A 16498-nucleotide genomic window follows, 5' to 3' on the forward strand; every position below is an offset into this window, starting at 1 on the left:
CCCGCCCACGCACACCGCGATTCACGTCCCGGTCGATCGCGGCTGCCACCACTCCGCGGGACGCCAAGACGCCGTTACGGCAACAACTCCAGCCCATCGCAGTGGCGCAGCTTGACTGCGTAAAAGTGCCGGTGATCGACACTGGCGATCCGAGTGATTTTCAGGCGTTCGGCCATGGCCAGTACACAGGCGTCCACAGCGCCGAGCGGGAAGCTAGCGTACTGATCGACCAAGTCAGCGGCGCGATCGAGGTCGGCCGGTTCCGGGTGCAGCAGCAGGATCTCGCGTGCGGCAGCGGAGCGCAGGAACGCCGCCTCGGCGGCTGAACCTACACGCTCCTGCAAGAAGTAGCACACCTCGGTGAGCACCGGAGCAGGCACCAGGAGTGGCGGTGGAGTGTGGCTAATCAGATCCGCGCTGGCGGCGTGGTGGCGGTCAGCGCGGTCGAACGCGGCGAGCAGCGGGCCGGTGTCCCAGAGAATCACTGCGGGTCGATATCGCGAAAGTGGGCGCGCAGATACTCCTCCGAGTGCTCGGAGAAGTCCGGGTCGCCGCTGTCGACCATGCCGACCCACGAGGGCAACGGCCAGCGCTGCACAGGATCATTCCCAGTGTTATAGCCACGCACGATGGCCAGTATCCCGGCCAGCTCATCCTCGGGAAGCTGGTCGACTGCCTGATGGACTTCCTCACGCAGGAGCGACATGTCTCCACAATAGCCGCAGGCACGCGTGGCTGTCGTCACACTCCCACGCCGCGACTGGCCTGGCGGGCCAGGTGCGCGTCGCGCTTCTCCTCGAAGCGGTGGGCAGCGGTGTCCAGCGAGTCGAGCAGCGTGGCGAGTTCTTCGCGGGCCTGCTCGCCTGCGGGGCCGAGGTCGGCACGTTCCAGGACCTTCACTTGGCGCAGCACCGGCATCAGGACCTCGTCGCGGTGGATTCGGAGGTTGTAAATCCCGGCCATGGCGATCCGGACCGACTTGCGGGTGTAGTTCTCCACCGTGGAGCCCGGCATCTGGAAGCGCTTGACCACGTCAAGGACGGCGGTCATGGTCGCGTCGGGGGCCAGGTCGAAGGCGGCGGCGAGCAGGTTGCGGTAGAAGACCATGTGCAGGTTCTCGTCGTTGGCGATCTTCGCGAGCAGCTGGTCGCAGAGCGGTTCGCCGCTGTAGCTGCCGGTGTTGCGGTGCGAGATGCGGGTCGCCAGTTCCTGGAACGTGACGTACGCCACCGAATTGACGACGCGATGCCCGAACGGCGAGTTGTAGCCGACGGACATGTGCGTCATCCGGGCACGCTCAAGCGCGATCGGGTCCACGGCGCGGGTAGTCAACAGGTAATCGCGGATGGCCGCGCCGTGCCTGCCCTCCTCCGCAGTCCAGCGGTGGACCCACGTGCCCCACGCGCCGTCGCAGCCGAACATGAGCGCGATCTCGTGGTGATAGCTCGGCAGGTTGTCCTCGGTCAGCAGGTTGAGGATCAGCGAGGTACGCGCGGTCTCGTCCAGTTTCGACTGCTCGGGCTCCCAGGCCCGCCCGCCGAGCGGGCCGTCGAAGTCCTCGCCAGCGCTCCACGGCACGTACGCGTGCGGGAACCACTCCTTCGCCACGGCGAGATGGCGGTTGAGATTCGCCTCGACCACGGGTTCGAGCTCGCGCAGCAGCGCAAGCTCCTGCGTCCGGTCGAGGGTGAGACCGGCGTCGGTGGACTGCGGCACGGCTGGTTCCTCCGTGGAGTGGCTCGAAAGGTGCTGGTCGGGGCCTACGCGGGCATACCCTACTGCTGCGTAAGTTACGCTACCGTAGCCTATGCGGCCAAGGGAAACCAAGACGTCCGGCTGAGCTGCGGATGAAGAAGAGCGCCAGAAGTTTTGTTGTGCGAGTTGACAAATCCAGTGATCTGGGCCACTCTCGTGATTGAGGGTGGACTCCGGGGGCCGCGCACAGCGCGCCCAGGAGCCCAGGCCCCGGACCATCCGGCCCCTGAACCGGACTGGACCGGAGTGCTGAATTGAATAGACATCGCCGCATCGCCGCACCGATGCGGCGATGGTCATTTTCGGGATGATCTACGCGCCGTCACCCCGCGACAAGCCCGTGACAATCCCGTGCCAGGTGCAAAGGCTCTCCTTCAGCGGACTTTCCGGCAGTGGTCTTTCTGTCTTCAGGCCGCTGCCCTACGCTCGGCGCATGGCGACCAAGCCCACCGCGAACGACGTCAAACGCCCGCGCCCGCGTGTCCTCTCGCGCTCGACCGTGCTGCCCGCAACAGGCATCGGAGTGATCACCGTCATCCTCGCCGCGCAGGAGCACGCACCCTTCCCGATCGCCGTCGTCGTCGGCGTCGTGGTGACACTCGCGGTCATCGGCATGATCGCGCTGAAGCGGGCGTTTTACGGCGATTGAGCGATTAAACTGGTAGGCGGATCAAGGCTGGTAGAAGCCACGGCAGCCGTGCCAGGAACCTCGGCAGACACATCGGTGGACCCAGACGGGCCCGCCGGAGGTCGGAGGCAGGTTCCGAGGCGGTAGACCGGTGATGTACAGCGCGGCAGCGTCAGCGACCATGCCCGGAGCGCGGAAAGGGGCGAACGGTGAACGCTGCCGTCAGTGCGACGACGTTCGGCGTCGTCTTCATCGCGGAGCTGCCCGACAAGACGGCGCTGGCCAGCCTGGTCCTCTCCACCAAGTACCGGCCCTGGTACGTGTTCACCGGGGCGGCCGCCGGATTCGCGGTACAGGTCGTGATCGCGCTGGCGGCGGGCACGCTGCTCGCCCTGCTCCCGCACCGCACGCTTGAGGCGATCGTCTCCGCGCTGTTCCTGCTCGGCGCGGTTCTGATCTTCCGGCACGGCGACGAAGATGAAGAGGCCGAGGCCGAGGAGCCCGTGGAGGCGGCACGTGCGGGCAACAGCCCGTGGCGTGCCGTGCTCACCAGCTTCACCGTCATCACCGTCGCGGAATTCGGCGATCTGACCCAGATCGTGACGGCGAACCTCGCCGCCAAGTACGACTGGCTCTCGGTCGGCGTGGGCTCGCTGGCGGCGCTGTGGGCGGTGGCGGCACTCGCGATCGTCGGCGGGCAGACACTGCTGCGCTACATCCCGCTCAAGCTGATCACCAGGGCCGCGGCGCTCATCATGCTCGTTCTGGCGGCGCTGTCGCTGGTGTCTGCGATCCGGGGCTGACGGGCCGTCGGACACGGCGCGTCAGCGCGGATGCATGTCAGCAGGTACGCGGCCGGGTACGGGCCGGTCAGCCGATGGTGTTGAGCAGACCGGACGGGATGGCCTTGTCCTGGTTGACGGCGTCGAAGAGCCTGCTCGCCTTTGCCGAGTCCCACAGCACCGCCGAACCGATGCCGGAGACCTGGTAGCCCTCGTTCGCGATCGGCACGGTGCCGGTGGTGCCGCCGTTGCCGGTGATCCCCCGCGCGTGCGAGGACATGCCGACCAGGTCGGACAGCCCGGTGCCGTTGTCCACGGCGATCGAGTTGAGCGTGGCGCTCAGGAACGGGTAGAGCGTGAACGGGTTGTACTCGACTCCGGGCCGCAGCGCCGCCTTGGCGAGTGCCGAGACGAACTTCTGCTGGTTCGCCATCCGGCTGATGTCGGAGTTGGCAAGCGAGTAGCGCGTGCGGATCAGCGCCAGCGACTGCTGGCCGTCAAGGGTCTGGCAGCCGGCCGACAGGTTCGCCCCCGAGTGGCTGTCCCTGACCGGCGTGTCGAGGCAGAGATGCACGCCGCCGACCGAGTCCACCACGTTCACCACGCCGAGGAAGCCGATCTCCATGTAGTGGTCGACACGCACGCCGGTGGCCATCTCCACCGTCTTGGTCAGCAGCGGCGCGCCGCCGAGGTCGTAGGCTGCGTTGATCTTGTTCTTGCTCGCCGAGTGCGACTTGCCGGAGGAGTCGGTGTACGCGGGGATCGTGACGTAGGAGTCACGCGGGATCGAGATAAGGTCCGGGCCGCTCGCCCCGTAGTGCAGCAACAGTATGGTGTCGGTGCGCTGCCCCTGGTCCGATCCGGTGTGGTACTGGTCCTTCTGAGCCGCCGTCATATTGGACCGGCTGTCCGAGCCGACGACCAGCCAGTTGGTCCCGGCGCCCTGGGCCGGGCGCCCGGAGTAGTCGGACAGCGCGGCGACCTTGGTGATCTTCGACGAGGCCCACAGCCACGTACCGGCGAACGCGGCGACGAACAGCACCACCAGGGCGAGCAGGCTGATCAGGGTGATTCGCAGCCACCGCCGCCGGCCACCGGCGCCACCGCCGACGCGTTCGGATCTCGGCTGTCTGGGCGGCTTGGCGGTCTTCGAGCCGCGGCCGTACATCGATGTGCTCGGAGGCAGGGAATCACCGGCGGAGGTGTCAAAGGCCTGTGGAGGTTCGTACTCAGGCCGCCCCGCCGCGCCGTAAAACCGGTCAGAACCGTCACCACTCACCTTGTCACCGTACGGCACCGTCATGTCCGATGGCGGGTGGCGGCACGCCAGAGCGCACTTTCGTGCAGAACTGTCGAAAACCTGCGGCGCGCTCGCCAGAAGCCGTCAAACGCCCCTGTTACCGGCGCGCGACCACCGTGCCGTCAGGCGCGGCGAGGAAAACCGCGCCGACCTTGAGGTCCAGCGCAGGCGCGAGAGCGGCGTCGGTGAGTTCGGTCGCCTCGGAGACGACAGCGGCGGCTTCGAGCCTATCCGCGCCCGACGAGACCGCCATCGCGACGGCGAGTTCGAGCGCCGACAGCGCCAGCGAAGGCAGCGTCACGGTCACCGCAGCGTACGTGCGGCCAGTGGCATCCCGGACGGCAGCACCCTCGGCGGCGCCGAAGCGTGCGCGCGACGAGCGGGCGAGGGTGATGATCTTCGCGTCTTCGGGATCGAGCTCGGTGGTCTCGGTAGTCATCGGGTCCTTGCGTGAGACGTCGGATTCATTCGTTCGGATCAGTCATCGGATCAGTCATCGGAGTCGAGGGGATCGAAGTCGTCGACGGCACGTGAGCCGTTGCGGACACGCTCGGCGGACTTCGCGTCGGCACCACGCGAGCCGCGCGAATCGGGGTTCTTCGACCCGGCGCCGTTCAGCCCAGTGACACTCGACCCAGTGACACTCAACCCAGGGCCACTCGATCCAGGGCCATTTGATCCGGCGCCACTTGATCCAGGGCTGTTCGGCCCAGGGCTGTTCGCGCCGGAGGCGCCGGACTCATGCCCGCCGTTCGCGTACCCCTCCAGATCGTCTCCACCTGTGTCCTGGCCCTCGTCCTCGTCCGCGACCGGACGCACCAGCACGGTACCGATCCGGCGGCGACGGCCCTCGGTGGACTCCGCGATGATGGTCAGTCCGTCGACGCGCACCGTGGCGCCGGGGATCGGGACCTTGCCGAGCCGCTTGCCGAGCAAGCCGCCGACCGTCTCGACGTCCTCGTCCTCAAGGTCGCGGTGGAACAACTCGCCGAGCTCGTCGAGGCCCAGCCGGGCGGAGACGCGCGCGCCGCTGGCCAGGTCGCCGGGCTCGCCGAGCCACTCCACCTCGGGGCGGCTCTGGTCGTACTCGTCGGTGATCTCGCCGACGATTTCCTCCAGGATGTCCTCGATGGTGACCAGGCCCGCGGTGCCGCCGTACTCGTCGATGACGATCGCGAGGTGGATGCGCTGCGCCTGCATGTCACGCAGCAACTCGTCGGCGTGCTTGGAGTCCGGGACGTACGTGGCCGGGCGCATCACGGACTCGACCGGCTCCGCGAGCGCGTCGCCCTGTTCGCCGCCTTCACCACCCCCACTGCCACCAGTGCCACTGCTGCCGCCGCCACCGTTGCCCTCGTGCATCCATCGGGCAAGGTCCTTGAGATAGACGATGCCGATCACGTCGTCCGCGTTGCGGCCGGTCACCGGGATGCGCGAGAAGCCGCTGCGCAGCGCCAGGCTCAGCGCCTGCCGCAGGGTCTTGCCGCGCTCGATGAACAACATGTCGGTGCGCGGGACCATGACCTCCTTGACCAGCGTGTCGCCGAGTTCGAAGACGGAGTGCACCATCCGGCGCTCGGTGGCCTCGATCTCGCTGTTCTGCTCGGCGATGTCCACCAGCGCGCGCAGCTCGGCCTCGGTCGCGAACGGTCCCTCGCGAAAGCCCTTGCCAGGAGTCAGCGCGTTGCCGACGACGATCAGCGCGCGCGGCAGCGGGCCGAGGATCCGGCCGAGCGGGATCAGCACGGCGGCGCCGGCGGCGGCGATGCGCGGGGCGTGCTGGCGGCCGAGCGTGCGCGGCGACACGCCGATCGCGACGTAGGAGACCACCGCCATGATCGCCACCGACAGCGCGCCGGTACCGAACGTCAGGCCCCAGCGATGGGCGCAGACCATGGTCACCATCACCGCGGCGGCCATCTCGCCGACGACCCGGATCAGCAGCACCAGATTGACGTAGCGGGCCGGGTCCGCGGTCAGCCGCACCAGCCGCGCCGCACCCGGCGCACCACGTTCGAGCAGTTCGGCGGCCGCCACCCGAGAGATCCGGGCCAACGCGGCTTCGACCCCGGCGGCAAGCCCGGCGACCAGTACCGACAGCACCGCGCCGACCAGCAGCCACACTATCGTCGCGGTCACGGCTCAGCGTCCTGGTCGCTCGTCGGAGGCGTGTCTGTGCCAGCGCTCCAGCAGCTCCTGCTGGAGGCCGAACATCTCGGCCTTCTCCTCGGGCTCGGCGTGGTCGTAGCCGAGCAGGTGCAGGATGCCGTGCGTGGTGAGCAGGTGCAGCTCGTCGGCCATCGAGTGCCCCGCCGCCTCACCCTGTTTCGCGGCCACCTCGGGGCACAGCACCACGTCCCCGAGCAGCCCGGGGGTCGGCTCGTTGTCGTCCTCGGCGCGCGAGGGGCGCAGTTCGTCCATCGGGAACGACAGCACGTCGGTCGGGCCCGGCTCATCCATCCACTGGATGTGCAACTGCTCCATCGCCGCAGTGTCGACCAGGAGGATAGACAGCTCGGCCAGCGGGTGGATCCCCATCTGGTCGAGGACGTGCCGGGCGAGCGTGACGATGGCCGCCTCGTCCACGGCTACGCCGGACTCGTTGTTGATATCGATCGACATGGCGGGAATCATCCCACCGCGCGAGCCCGCGGTGCTGCGCGCCGCTGCGCCCGGTTCATCGGCGTGAAACGGTCCTGCTCACGCTCCTGCCGGGCCGCGTCGTAGCGCCCGTAGGCGTCCACGATCTCGCCGACCAGCCGGTGACGCACCACGTCGGCGCTGGTCAGCCGGGAGAAGTGGATGTCGTCGACGCCGTCGAGGATGTGCTGCACCACGCGCAGACCGGACTCGGTGCCGCCAGGCAGGTCCACCTGCGTGACGTCGCCGGTGACCACCACCTTGGAGCCGAAGCCGAGGCGGGTCAGGAACATCTTCATCTGTTCGGCCGAGGTGTTCTGCGCCTCGTCCAGGATGATGAAAGCATCATTCAACGTGTTGTGCGTCAGCAGATAGTCCTCAGTGACATAGAGGGAGTCGGCTGCCGCGACTTGGATGCACACGGTCTCTTCGCGACCCATCGGCTCGATGCTGTCGACGAAGCGCATCGGACGCCCGCCGCCCAAGGCACGGTATTTGTCGCGCTTGTGCGAAAGACGGAAGGGCTCCACGCTCTCGGGCAGCCTGATCTCGATCACATGGGCGTCGTGCCGATACGCCACGGGCCGCCCGTTGGCCATGCCGGGCGTGCGGCCCAGCGCCGACCGCCGATGCGAATAGGCGACGCCGCCCAAGGAGCGCACAAGTTCGATGACGTTCTCGCGCAGGACATCGGACGTAGTCGTGTACTGGATCCGGCAGTTCCGGCCGGTCTGAGCGACCGGACCGCCATCCGAGTCAAGGAGTCCCTGCAACACCGCGAGTCTGACGTCGGCGCTGTTGTGAAGATAATCCTCCGGGATGAACTTCCCGCGCGATCCCATGCCCAGCAGGCCAAGCGCGCGCATGGTCCGCGTAGCAGGGTTCTCCAGCGTGACGAGGTCGCCCTTCGCCGTCACCCGGTTGAGCGCGTAGTCCACGCCTCCCCCGTACCGTACCCGCATGCCGGGCAATGCGGCTTCGAGAGCCGTCGCAAGTTCGGTGTCCGCATTCGCGAACGAGGGCGTCGTCGCGTCAGTGACGCACTCGTCGCCGAGGAGCAGGCCGAGCGCGTACGGATCCATCGGCACCGGCGAATGTGGCAAACACACCGGGCTGGTCAGCAACGGCAGTTCGTAGCGCCTGGCATGGGCCGCGCGGAGGTTGCCGATCATCTCCTGGGTCTCAAGCACACGCCAGGGCCGGTCACGTCGCTTGTCCGACGCGGTGCGAACGGTCCACAGATGCTCGCCGCAGCACAGCGTCGAGGCACCGTCCTGGGCCGTGACGCGATAGATGTCCTTTACTCCCTGGGGGTACACGCCCAGGACCGGCGTGGGCTCGCCGTTCGAACCGATCACCAGGTCACCGACTCGCAACTGTCCGATGGGGCAGAAGCCGTCCGGGGTGAGCACCTTGGTGAAGACCGGCTGCGCTCGGCCACGCATGTAGGCCAAGGGAGCGACTTCGATCGTTCCGGCGGCCATCAGCCGCGGGATGGACTCGGGGTCGATCATGTCGTGCAGCGCGTCGTAGAGCGGGCGCAGGTACGGGTCGATCTTCTCGTAGAGCGTGCCGGGCAGGAAACCGAGCCGTTCGCCCGCCTCGACGGCCGGCCGGGTCAGGATGATCCGGTTGACTTCCTTGGCCTGGAGCGCCTGTACGGCCTTGGCCATCGCCAGGTAGGTCTTGCCGGTGCCCGCCGGGCCGATGCCGAAGACGATCGTGTGCTTGTCGATGGCATCGACGTAACGCTTCTGGTTGAGCGTCTTAGGCCGAATGGTGCGACCCCGGTTGGACAGGATGTTCTGAGTCAGCACCTCAGCCGGACGCTCGCCGGGCTCTCCCGTCCTGGCGGCGCGCAGGATGCCGATCGACCGTTGTACCGCGTCCTCGGTCAGTGGCGCACCGGTGCGCAGCACCAGAAGCATCTCGGTGAACAACTGCTCGACGAGTTCCACTTCCTCGCGCGGACCGGATGCGGTGATCTCGTTGCCGCGGGCGTGGAAGTCGACGCCCGGCAGGTGCTCCTCGATGACCCGGAGGATGCTGTCACCGGTGCCGAGGACCGCGACCATGGGATGCGCCGCCGGGATGATGATCTTCGCCTGTGCGACCGGCTCGGCCTCCGGGCCGTTCGCGTTCGGGGTGGCGGACGCCGGAGGGGCGGCCGCGCCCTTGCGGGTCCGGGCGCGGGAGGAGGAGGCGTTACGGGACCTGTTTGGCTGCTCAGTCATGGGCTGGCCGCGGGGGCCTTTCGATCATTCCTTCAATCGGTGCCGGAGTGGACGGTATCCATGGTAACGAGCAAAAACATCTCGACCACGGAGAATTATTTCAACGGCCAGGACGCTGGTCCACCGAGCCCGGTCACGGATCGGCCGCCGGCTCGGTGAGGCGCCGAGGCGCCGTGCTCAGTGCGGTGCAGAGCCGCTGTGTCCAAGGGCCGGCAGAGCCACCATGCGCAGCTGTGCTCAACGTTTGCCAGAGCCACTGTGCCCAGCTGCTTCGGCAGAGCCACTGTCCCCTCAGCCATGCTCAACGTTCGGCAGAACCACTGCGCCCAACTGCTTCGGCAGAACCACTGCGCTCAATGTTCGGCAGAACCGAAGTGACCGAGCGCGTCGCCGCCGAGGACGTGCAGGTGGACGTGGTAGACGGTCTGCCCGGCGGCGTCGTCGGTGTTGAAGACGAGGCGGTAGCCGGAGATGTCTGCGTGGTCGGTGAGCCCTTCGTCCCGCGCCACCTCGGCGGCCTCGGCGAGCAGTCGTCCGGCCAGCTCCGGATTCTTGGCGGCCAACTCACCCACGTCGCGGTAGCCGTGAGCCTTCGGGATCACCAGGACGTGCGTGGGCGCCTGCGGGTTGATGTCGCGGAAGGTGAGGAACTCCTCGCTGTCACGGACCACCGTCGCGGGGATCTGGCCGGCGACGATCCGGCAGAAGAGGCAGCTCTCGTCGAAGGCTGATCCAATGCTTGTCATACCGCTCTCCGGGGTTGTGTCGGAGGACTCGGATTCCCTCGATTCGGTGATCTTGGTTCGCACGAACGAGTCCTTTCCGTTCAGTCGGACCGATCCTAGGCGTTCTCGATGGTCTTCCACTGTGTACCGTTCCGGATCGCCACACTGTGTTGATCACGGCTCAGATGCCGGCGATCACAACGGGTACCTACCCGATCCCCCGCACCACAGGGAAAGCACCATGGACCGTCTCGCCACACACGTCATCGCCACCGCAGTCCTCACCGCCGCGCTCGCCGCAGTGCCGACCGCGATGGCCAACCCGAGCACCGACCCGGGTTCCACGGCTTCCAAACCGAGCGCGGTCACCACGCATTCGTCGACGTCCGCGCCGCCATCTTCCGATCCCGCGGCAACGTCGACGAGCGCTCACGTGCAGCCCGTCCCGTGCGCCGACGTACGCCAAATCGGTGGTACGTCGTACGCACGCTGGCACGGCATCATCGCCTTCTCGGTCAAACAGTTCTATTCACCCGGTTGCCGCGCGGTCTACGGATACGCGTTCCCATGGCTCCAATTCCGTCGGCTCAGGGTCCACTACGACCTCGGCATGGGAGTGTTCGACGCCACGCACGACGCGATTGACGGCGCCCGCACGTTCCTGGGCGGCGCGGGCGGACCGGACTTCTGGTCCTCTCCCGTCACAGTCCCGGCTGGAGCTTGCACCGAGGGCCTGGCACACGTCTTCTACCCCGACACCGAGACCGACACGTTCACCACCAAGGTCTGCCGCTAGCGACTGGTCCGAGCAGCCACTATCCCGACCAGCTACTGATCCAACCGGCAGCTGTTCCAACCGGCAGCCGATCCGACTACCGCTAGTTGCTGGCCGCCCAGCGGCCGGAGCGGGCCAGCAGCACGGCAGCGGCAGCGGTTCCAGCGGTAGACGTGCGCAGGACCGTCGGGCCCATGCGGTACGAGGCGCCGCCCGCGTCGGCGAAGACCCGCAACTCCTCGGGGGAAATGCCGCCTTCCGGTCCGACGATCAGAACGATGTCACCCGTCCAGTCCTTCGAATGCGCTGCCGTCAGATCGGCCAGCGACAGCTCGCCCTCTTCGTGCAGGACCACGCCGAGGGTCGCCTTGGCGAGCAGCTGCGCGACGTGGGTCGTCGTCGCCGACTGCGTGACCTCCGGCCACCAGGCCCGCCGGGACTGCTTGCTCGCCTCCGCGGCCGTCGAGCGCCATTTGGCCAGTGCCTTCTCGCCGCGGTCGGCTCGCCATTGGACGATCGACCGGGACGCCGACCAGGGAACGATCACGTCCACGCCGATCTCGGTCATCGTCTCGACGGCCGTCTCGCCGCGATCCCCCTTCGCCAGCGCCTGGACCACGGTGATGCGCGGCTCGGGCCGCGGCAGCGTCCGATGCCCGAGTACATCCAGTTCGAGCGCTGGATCGCCGGAGCTGCCAGAGGCACGCACGACGCATTCGGCGAGCCGCCCGGCGCCGTCCGTGAGGTCGACGCGCTCGCCGGGGCGCAGTCTGCGCACCAGGGCGGCATGTCGGCCCTCGGGACCGTCGAGCCGGATCGTGGCGCCCGACAACTTATCCGTGCCGACGTGGAACACCGGTACCGAAGTCATACTGAGTTGTTTTCGGGGTATTTTCGGATGAGTTCAGGCGATTTACGATTTACGCGTATTTGAGCCTTCTCACCCGTTGTTGATCGCGTCCTTGATCCGGGAGAACAGACCCTGCTTGCCCGGGGCGAAGGTGCCGGAGGGCCGTTCCTCGCCACGCAGCCGGGCCAGCTTGCGCATCAGCTCCTCCTGCTCCGGGTCGAGGTTCTTCGGGGTCTGCACCTCCACGTGCACCACCAGGTCGCCCCGGCTGGTGCCGCGCAGGTGCTGGATGCCCCGGCCGCGCAGGTTGATCGCCTGGCCGGACTGGGTGCCCGGCCGGATGTCCAGGTCCACCGAGCCGTCCAGCGTCTCCAGTGGGATCTTGGTGCCCAGGGAAGCCGCGGTCATCGGCAAGGTGACCGTGCAGTGCAGGTCGTCGCCGCGGCGCTGGAAGATCTGGTGCGGCTCCTCGACGATCTCGATGTAGAGGTCGCCTGCCGGACCGGCGCCCGGTCCGACTTCGCCCTCGCCGGCCAGCTGGATGCGAGTGCCGTTGTCCACGCCCGGCGGGATCTTCACGGTCAGGGTCCGGCGGGTGCGTACCCGGCCATCGCCCGCACACTCGACGCACGGCGTGGGCACGACCGTGCCGTAGCCCTGGCACTGCGGGCACGGCCGGGACGTCATGACCTGGCCGAGGAACGAGCGGGTCACCTGCGAGACCTCGCCGCGGCCGCGGCACATGTCGCAGGTGACCGGCGAGGTCCCGGGCGCCGCGCCGTCGCCGTGGCAGGTCGGGCAGACCACGGCGGTGTCCACCTGGATGTCCCGTTGCGCGCCGAAGGCGGCCTCGGTCAGGTTGATCTCGACCCTGATCAGCGCGTCCTGGCCGCGGCGCACCCGCGAGCGCGGGCCGCGCGAGACGCCGCCGCCGAAGAACGCGTCCATGATGTCGCTGAACGCGAAGCCCGCGCCGAAGCCGCCGCCCGGCGCGCCGGCTCCCGCCGAGGCCCGGGTCGGGTCGCCGCCGAGGTCGTAGATCTGCCGCTTCTGCGCATCGGACAGGACCTCGTAGGCCAGCCCTATCTCCTTGAACCGCTCCTGGGTCTCCGGATCCGGGTTAACGTCCGGGTGCAGTTCGCGGGCGAGACGGCGGTACGCCTTCTTGATCTCCTCCTGGGTAGCGTCACGCCGTACCCCCAGGACCGCGTAATAGTCGGTCGCCACGTGTGTAACTCCAGCCGGATTCGAACACTGTCTGCGTGATGTGCCTGTCGTGCTTGCCTGCTTGTCGTCGGGCGCCGCGCGGCGCCCCGACCGACAGGTTACGTCTGATCGAGAACGCGCCCGACGTACCGAGCAACGGCTGAGACCGCCCCCATAGTGCCCGGATAGTCCATCCTCGTCGGGCCGAGCACGCCGAGCTGCGCGACCGCGTCGCCGTCGCGGCCGTATCCGCTGGTCACCAAGGAGGTCGAGGACAAACCTTCGTATCCGGTCTCGTGGCCGATCCGCACGGTGAGCGTAGACGGTCCGGTAGCCTCGCCGAGCAGCTTCAGCAGCACCATCTGTTCCTCCAGCGCTTCGAGCACCGGGCCGATCGTATCCGGGAAGTCCTGGCGGAACCGGGCGAGGTTGGCGGTGCCGCCGAGCATGACACGCTCCTCGCGCTGCTCCACGACCACTTCGAGCAGCGCGGCCACCAGCGAGTCGACGGCGGGCCGGTCCTCTCGGGCGAACTGCTCGGAAAGGTCGTCTATCCGGCTCGGCACGTCGGACAGCCGGTGCCCGACGATCAGTGCGTTGAGCCGGGCGCGCAGATCGGCCAGCGGCGCGTCGGCGATCGGCACGGTCTCGACGAAGCGCTGCTCGACCCGGCCGGTGTCGGTGATGAGCACCAGCATGATCCGGCTCGGCGTGATCGCGACCAGTTCGACGTGCCGCACCGAGGAGCGGGTGAGCGACGGGTACTGCACAACCGCGACCTGCCGGGTGATCTGGGCGAGCAGCCGCACGGTGCGTGCGATCACATCGTCCAGGTCGACCGCGCCGCCGAGGAAGGCGTGGATGGCGTTGCGTTCGGCGGACGAGAGGGGCTTGACGGCGGAGAGCCTGTCGACGAACAACCGGTATCCCTTGTCGGTGGGCACCCTGCCGGCGCTGGTGTGCGGCTGGTGGATGTAACCGTCCTCCTCCAGCGCGGCCATGTCATTTCGTATGGTCGCCGGAGAAACTCCCAGGTTGTGCCGTTCCACCAGGGCCTTGGAACCGACCGGCTCCTGCGTCGCGACATAGTCCTGCACGATCGCGCGCAGCACTTCGAGGCGCCGCCGGTCCAGTCTGGGGTCGTCGAGCCGGGAGTCCGCGTGCCGCGGGTCCTCGCGCACGCTCACCACCTCCCAATGTCGTAGCGGGCCTGGGTCACAGCGGCCGGCTCACCGGGCCCCTGGCACTCCGTCGTGACGAGTGCCAGCGGCGATACGTCCAGTGTACGGCGCACACCCGGGATCAGTCTTCAGCCGAAGCTGCTCGATCTGCTCACTCGTGTCCGTCGGGCGCCACGGGCGCTACCCTCGGCCAGGTGGACGGTGTCTCTCGACCAGGCGGACAAGACTCGTGGGCAGGGCGGTACGGGCCCCGGGACCTCCCATCGCCGCGGCGCGCGGCGCGAGCGCTGCCGCAGGTCGAGGCGGTGCCCGACCTGGTGATCGAGGAGGTCACCACGGGCTTCTGCGGCGCGGTCGTCCGGGTGGAGAAGACGCCGGGCGGCTTCACCGTCACCCTGGAGGACCGCTTCCGCAAGCACCGGGTCTTCCCACTCGGGCCAGGCTTCCTGTTCGAGGGCCAGCCGGTCGAGCTGGTACGTCCGCAGTCGAAACCGCAGACCACGAGCAGCGGCACGCCACGCACCGCGTCAGGGTCGCGCGCGGTACAGGGGCTGCGAGCGCGGGTCGCCCGGGAAGGCCGCATCTACGTCGAGGGCAAGCACGACGCGGAGTTGGTCGAACGAGTCTGGGGCGACGACCTGCGAATCGAAGGCGTGGTCGTCGAACTGCTGGACGGCGTCGACTACCTGCCCGGCATCATCGAGGACTTCCAACCGGGCGCCGGCCGACGACTCGGCGTACTGGTCGACCACATGGTCGCGGGCTCGAAAGAGACCAGGATCGCGCAAGAGGTGCAGCAGGGCCGCGAAGACAGCGTGCTGGTGCTGGGCCATCCGTACGTGGACATCTGGCAGGCCGTCAAACCGACGGTCCTCGGCTTCGAGGCCTGGCCCCGGGTGCCGAGGAGCGAGGAGTGGAAGCAGGGAGTCTGCGAGCGCCTGCGCCGCAAGGACCCGTCCTGGCCGCTCGATCCGCGTGCCGCGTGGCCGAGAATCCTGGCCGCAGTGACCTCGTTCAAGGACCTGGAGCCGACGCTGCTCGGGCGTGTCGAGGCGCTGATCGACTTCGTTACCGCACCATGAGCATGCCCTAACCCGCCACGGCAACGGTTACGCGGCGTGTAGCAACCTCTCAACGGCGAGGATCCGGTCCTCACCGAGATCCATGGCCTGATGGCGCAGACGCAGCGCCCGGTCGAAAAGCGCGAGCTCAAGACTGTATCCGGGTACACGGTCGCCGAGCTTCTCAACGTACTCGGCGATCTGCGCCCATGAGTACACCCGGATCCGCCCGGTGTCCACGATCGGCCGTGGAAAACCGCCGGGGCCACGCTTTCCCTCAGCAAGCAGCCGCAGGCTCTCCGCGGTGCGTCCGCCGCCGAGCCGCTGCGCAGCATCGGCCAGCGTCACTTCGTCGCCGACCTCCAGACCGATGGCGTGCAGGTGCTTGACTTCGCTGACGTTCGAAACAGCACTCACCACCGCATCGGCCAACGTGTCGGCATCACGGTCGATGTCAAGGATGTTCCCCTCGACTGCCGCGTCAGACAGGCCGGCCTCGAAGAGTGCGTCAATCTCAGAGTCGTCCGGAACCCGATTGAGGCGGATACGGAAGTTCCAACTGGTCACGAGTTGCCTCCCCTCAGTGGGTATGGCGTGCTACGAATCTGGCTATCTGCTTCGCGTGGGTGTCCGGGTCTTTAGGCGTACCCCAGATGGAAAATTTGAGGTCACACTCCGCGCATGTTATGTGGCCCCAACGGTGCCCGTTGTGATCTTCGCCAACCGTGAGGCCACCCGCTCTTGCCACGTCCAACGCCTCAGCGACGGCACTCTTGGGATGGCGTCCCTTACTTACCATGGCGGCAAGCTATTGGCGCTGTTGGAATGTTACAACGGCGGCGCGCCGAGCGACATACCTTAGATTGATCCGGCTGTATGAGCCGCCATCACTTGGCCAGGCCCGCTCGTCGAACTAGTCGGTGAAGTCACGGACTAGGGCATCAGCTAGGAGCCGGCCGCGCAAGGTCAGGACTGCGTGGCCGTCCGCGAACGGGAGCGGTTCGAGCAGCTTCTCGTCTAAGGCACGGTTCGCCGCGCTTCTGCCCTCCGCGGATAGCAACGCAAGGTCGAGGCCGTCGATCAGGCGCAGCTCAAGCAGGATGCGTTCGACACGGCGGTCGGCGGGAGTCAGCAGTTCACGCGCCTGGGCGGGTGAGTGGCCGATGGCGATGCGCTGCGCGTATGCCGACGGATGTTTCACGTTCCACCACCGTGTGCCAGCCACGTGGCTGTGCGCGCCGGGGCCGATACCCCACCAGTCCGCGCCGGTCCAGTACAGGAGGTTGTGCCTACATCGCGCATCCTCGGAAACTGCCCAGTTGGACACTTCGTACCAGTTGTAGCCCGCGTCCGTGAGCGCT

General features: G+C 67.7%; 16 protein-coding genes and 2 pseudogenes. 4 read left to right on the forward strand and 14 right to left on the reverse strand.

What is annotated here, in order from left to right; genetic code table 11:
* Positions 1 to 74: 74 nt before the first annotated feature.
* Genes VGS97_RS23675 through VGS97_RS23685 form a run of 3 tightly spaced genes read right to left on the reverse strand, consistent with a single transcriptional unit; the run spans position 75 to position 1716 of the window.
* The gene (locus tag VGS97_RS23675; RefSeq protein WP_326855837.1) at positions 75 to 575 is read right to left on the reverse strand and encodes a type II toxin-antitoxin system VapC family toxin; all 501 of its coding nucleotides are present in this window, start codon (positions 573 to 575) and stop codon (positions 75 to 77) included.
* Complete coding sequence (locus VGS97_RS23680; RefSeq protein ID WP_326855838.1) at positions 482 to 706, reverse strand: hypothetical protein; 225 nt, start codon at positions 704 to 706, stop codon at positions 482 to 484. The genes VGS97_RS23675 and VGS97_RS23680 overlap by 94 nt, the downstream gene beginning before the upstream one ends.
* A 35-nt stretch (positions 707 to 741) precedes the next feature.
* The gene (locus VGS97_RS23685) at positions 742 to 1716 is read right to left on the reverse strand and encodes an acyl-ACP desaturase (RefSeq protein WP_326855839.1); all 975 of its coding nucleotides are present in this window, start codon (positions 1714 to 1716) and stop codon (positions 742 to 744) included.
* Between the two features lie 331 nt (positions 1717 to 2047).
* On the opposite strand from VGS97_RS23685, the gene VGS97_RS23690 reads away from it, so the two are divergent.
* Both VGS97_RS23690 and VGS97_RS23695 read left to right on the forward strand, forming a co-directional pair.
* A complete protein-coding gene (locus VGS97_RS23690) occupies positions 2048 to 2404 on the forward strand; it encodes a hypothetical protein (RefSeq protein ID WP_326855840.1) in 357 nt (118 codons plus the stop codon).
* 188 nt (positions 2405 to 2592) lie between these two features.
* Positions 2593 to 3186: a TMEM165/GDT1 family protein gene (locus VGS97_RS23695; protein WP_326855841.1), complete on the forward strand. Its 594-nt coding sequence runs from the start codon at positions 2593 to 2595 to the stop codon at positions 3184 to 3186.
* Between the two features lie 67 nt (positions 3187 to 3253).
* On the opposite strand, the gene VGS97_RS23700 is transcribed toward VGS97_RS23695, so the two are convergent.
* From VGS97_RS23700 to VGS97_RS23725, 6 genes and pseudogenes are all read right to left on the reverse strand, one after another.
* Complete coding sequence (locus VGS97_RS23700; RefSeq protein ID WP_326855842.1) at positions 3254 to 4333, reverse strand: LCP family protein; 1080 nt, start codon at positions 4331 to 4333, stop codon at positions 3254 to 3256.
* A gap of 229 nt (positions 4334 to 4562) precedes the next feature.
* Positions 4563 to 4904, reverse strand: coding sequence for a cytidine deaminase (locus VGS97_RS23705; RefSeq protein ID WP_326855843.1), 342 nt, complete (start codon positions 4902 to 4904; stop codon positions 4563 to 4565).
* Positions 4905 to 5266: 362 nt separating this feature from the next.
* A pseudogene (locus VGS97_RS23710) lies at positions 5267 to 6583 on the reverse strand (hemolysin family protein); the annotation flags it as partial.
* A 24-nt stretch (positions 6584 to 6607) separates the two neighbouring features.
* Positions 6608 to 7087 (reverse strand): rRNA maturation RNase YbeY, encoded by a 480-nt coding sequence (gene ybeY / locus VGS97_RS23715; protein ID WP_326855845.1) that lies wholly within the window; start codon positions 7085 to 7087, stop codon positions 6608 to 6610.
* Between the two features lie 8 nt (positions 7088 to 7095).
* Positions 7096 to 9180 (reverse strand): PhoH family protein, encoded by a 2085-nt coding sequence (locus VGS97_RS23720; RefSeq protein ID WP_349262238.1) that lies wholly within the window; start codon positions 9178 to 9180, stop codon positions 7096 to 7098.
* Positions 9181 to 9692: 512 nt separating this feature from the next.
* The gene (locus VGS97_RS23725; protein WP_326855847.1) at positions 9693 to 10085 is read right to left on the reverse strand and encodes a histidine triad nucleotide-binding protein; all 393 of its coding nucleotides are present in this window, start codon (positions 10083 to 10085) and stop codon (positions 9693 to 9695) included.
* Positions 10086 to 10305: 220 nt separating this feature from the next.
* On the opposite strand from VGS97_RS23725, the gene VGS97_RS23730 reads away from it, so the two are divergent.
* Positions 10306 to 10860, forward strand: coding sequence for a hypothetical protein (locus VGS97_RS23730; protein WP_326855848.1), 555 nt, complete (start codon positions 10306 to 10308; stop codon positions 10858 to 10860).
* A gap of 82 nt (positions 10861 to 10942) precedes the next feature.
* Here VGS97_RS23730 and VGS97_RS23735 read toward each other — a convergent pair whose 3' ends face one another.
* The 3 genes from VGS97_RS23735 to hrcA form a co-directional block, all read right to left on the reverse strand.
* The gene (locus VGS97_RS23735) at positions 10943 to 11710 is read right to left on the reverse strand and encodes a 16S rRNA (uracil(1498)-N(3))-methyltransferase (RefSeq protein WP_326855849.1); all 768 of its coding nucleotides are present in this window, start codon (positions 11708 to 11710) and stop codon (positions 10943 to 10945) included.
* 69 nt (positions 11711 to 11779) lie between these two features.
* Positions 11780 to 12916, reverse strand: a complete 1137-nt coding sequence (gene dnaJ, locus VGS97_RS23740; RefSeq protein ID WP_326855850.1) for a molecular chaperone DnaJ — start codon at positions 12914 to 12916, stop codon at positions 11780 to 11782.
* 98 nt (positions 12917 to 13014) lie between these two features.
* Positions 13015 to 14076 (reverse strand): heat-inducible transcriptional repressor HrcA, encoded by a 1062-nt coding sequence (gene hrcA, locus VGS97_RS23745; protein ID WP_326855851.1) that lies wholly within the window; start codon positions 14074 to 14076, stop codon positions 13015 to 13017.
* Between the two features lie 194 nt (positions 14077 to 14270).
* Here hrcA and VGS97_RS23750 point away from each other — a divergent pair, with 194 nt between their 5' ends.
* Positions 14271 to 15158: a DUF3097 domain-containing protein gene (locus VGS97_RS23750; protein WP_326855852.1), complete on the forward strand. Its 888-nt coding sequence runs from the start codon at positions 14271 to 14273 to the stop codon at positions 15156 to 15158.
* 27 nt (positions 15159 to 15185) lie between these two features.
* On the opposite strand, the gene VGS97_RS23755 is transcribed toward VGS97_RS23750, so the two are convergent.
* Both VGS97_RS23755 and VGS97_RS23760 read right to left on the reverse strand, forming a co-directional pair.
* Positions 15186 to 15704, reverse strand: coding sequence for a hypothetical protein (locus tag VGS97_RS23755; RefSeq protein ID WP_326855853.1), 519 nt, complete (start codon positions 15702 to 15704; stop codon positions 15186 to 15188).
* A gap of 346 nt (positions 15705 to 16050) precedes the next feature.
* Positions 16051 to 16498: pseudogene (locus tag VGS97_RS23760) on the reverse strand (coproporphyrinogen III oxidase); the annotation flags it as partial.

It is taken from the genome of Actinocrinis sp. (assembly GCF_035946395.1).
In the GTDB taxonomy this organism is placed as follows: Bacteria; Actinomycetota; Actinomycetes; order Streptomycetales; family Catenulisporaceae; genus Actinocrinis.

What these genes read in the sequence shown, in the direction of transcription:
- VGS97_RS23680 (WP_326855838.1), bottom strand. Translation starts at nt 706, where the DNA reads ATGTCGCTCCTGCGTGAGGAAGTCCATCAGGCAGTCGACCAGCTTCCC.
- VGS97_RS23690 (WP_326855840.1), top strand. Translation starts at nt 2,048, where the DNA reads ATGGTCATTTTCGGGATGATCTACGCGCCGTCACCCCGCGACAAGCCC.
- VGS97_RS23700 (WP_326855842.1), bottom strand. Translation starts at nt 4,333, where the DNA reads ATGTACGGCCGCGGCTCGAAGACCGCCAAGCCGCCCAGACAGCCGAGA.
- VGS97_RS23705 (WP_326855843.1), bottom strand. Translation starts at nt 4,904, where the DNA reads ATGACTACCGAGACCACCGAGCTCGATCCCGAAGACGCGAAGATCATC.
- ybeY (WP_326855845.1), bottom strand. Translation starts at nt 7,087, where the DNA reads ATGTCGATCGATATCAACAACGAGTCCGGCGTAGCCGTGGACGAGGCG.
- VGS97_RS23720 (WP_349262238.1), bottom strand. Translation starts at nt 9,180, where the DNA reads ATGGTCGCGGTCCTCGGCACCGGTGACAGCATCCTCCGGGTCATCGAG.
- VGS97_RS23725 (WP_326855847.1), bottom strand. Translation starts at nt 10,085, where the DNA reads ATGACAAGCATTGGATCAGCCTTCGACGAGAGCTGCCTCTTCTGCCGG.
- VGS97_RS23730 (WP_326855848.1), top strand. Translation starts at nt 10,306, where the DNA reads ATGGACCGTCTCGCCACACACGTCATCGCCACCGCAGTCCTCACCGCC.
- VGS97_RS23735 (WP_326855849.1), bottom strand. Translation starts at nt 11,710, where the DNA reads ATGACTTCGGTACCGGTGTTCCACGTCGGCACGGATAAGTTGTCGGGC.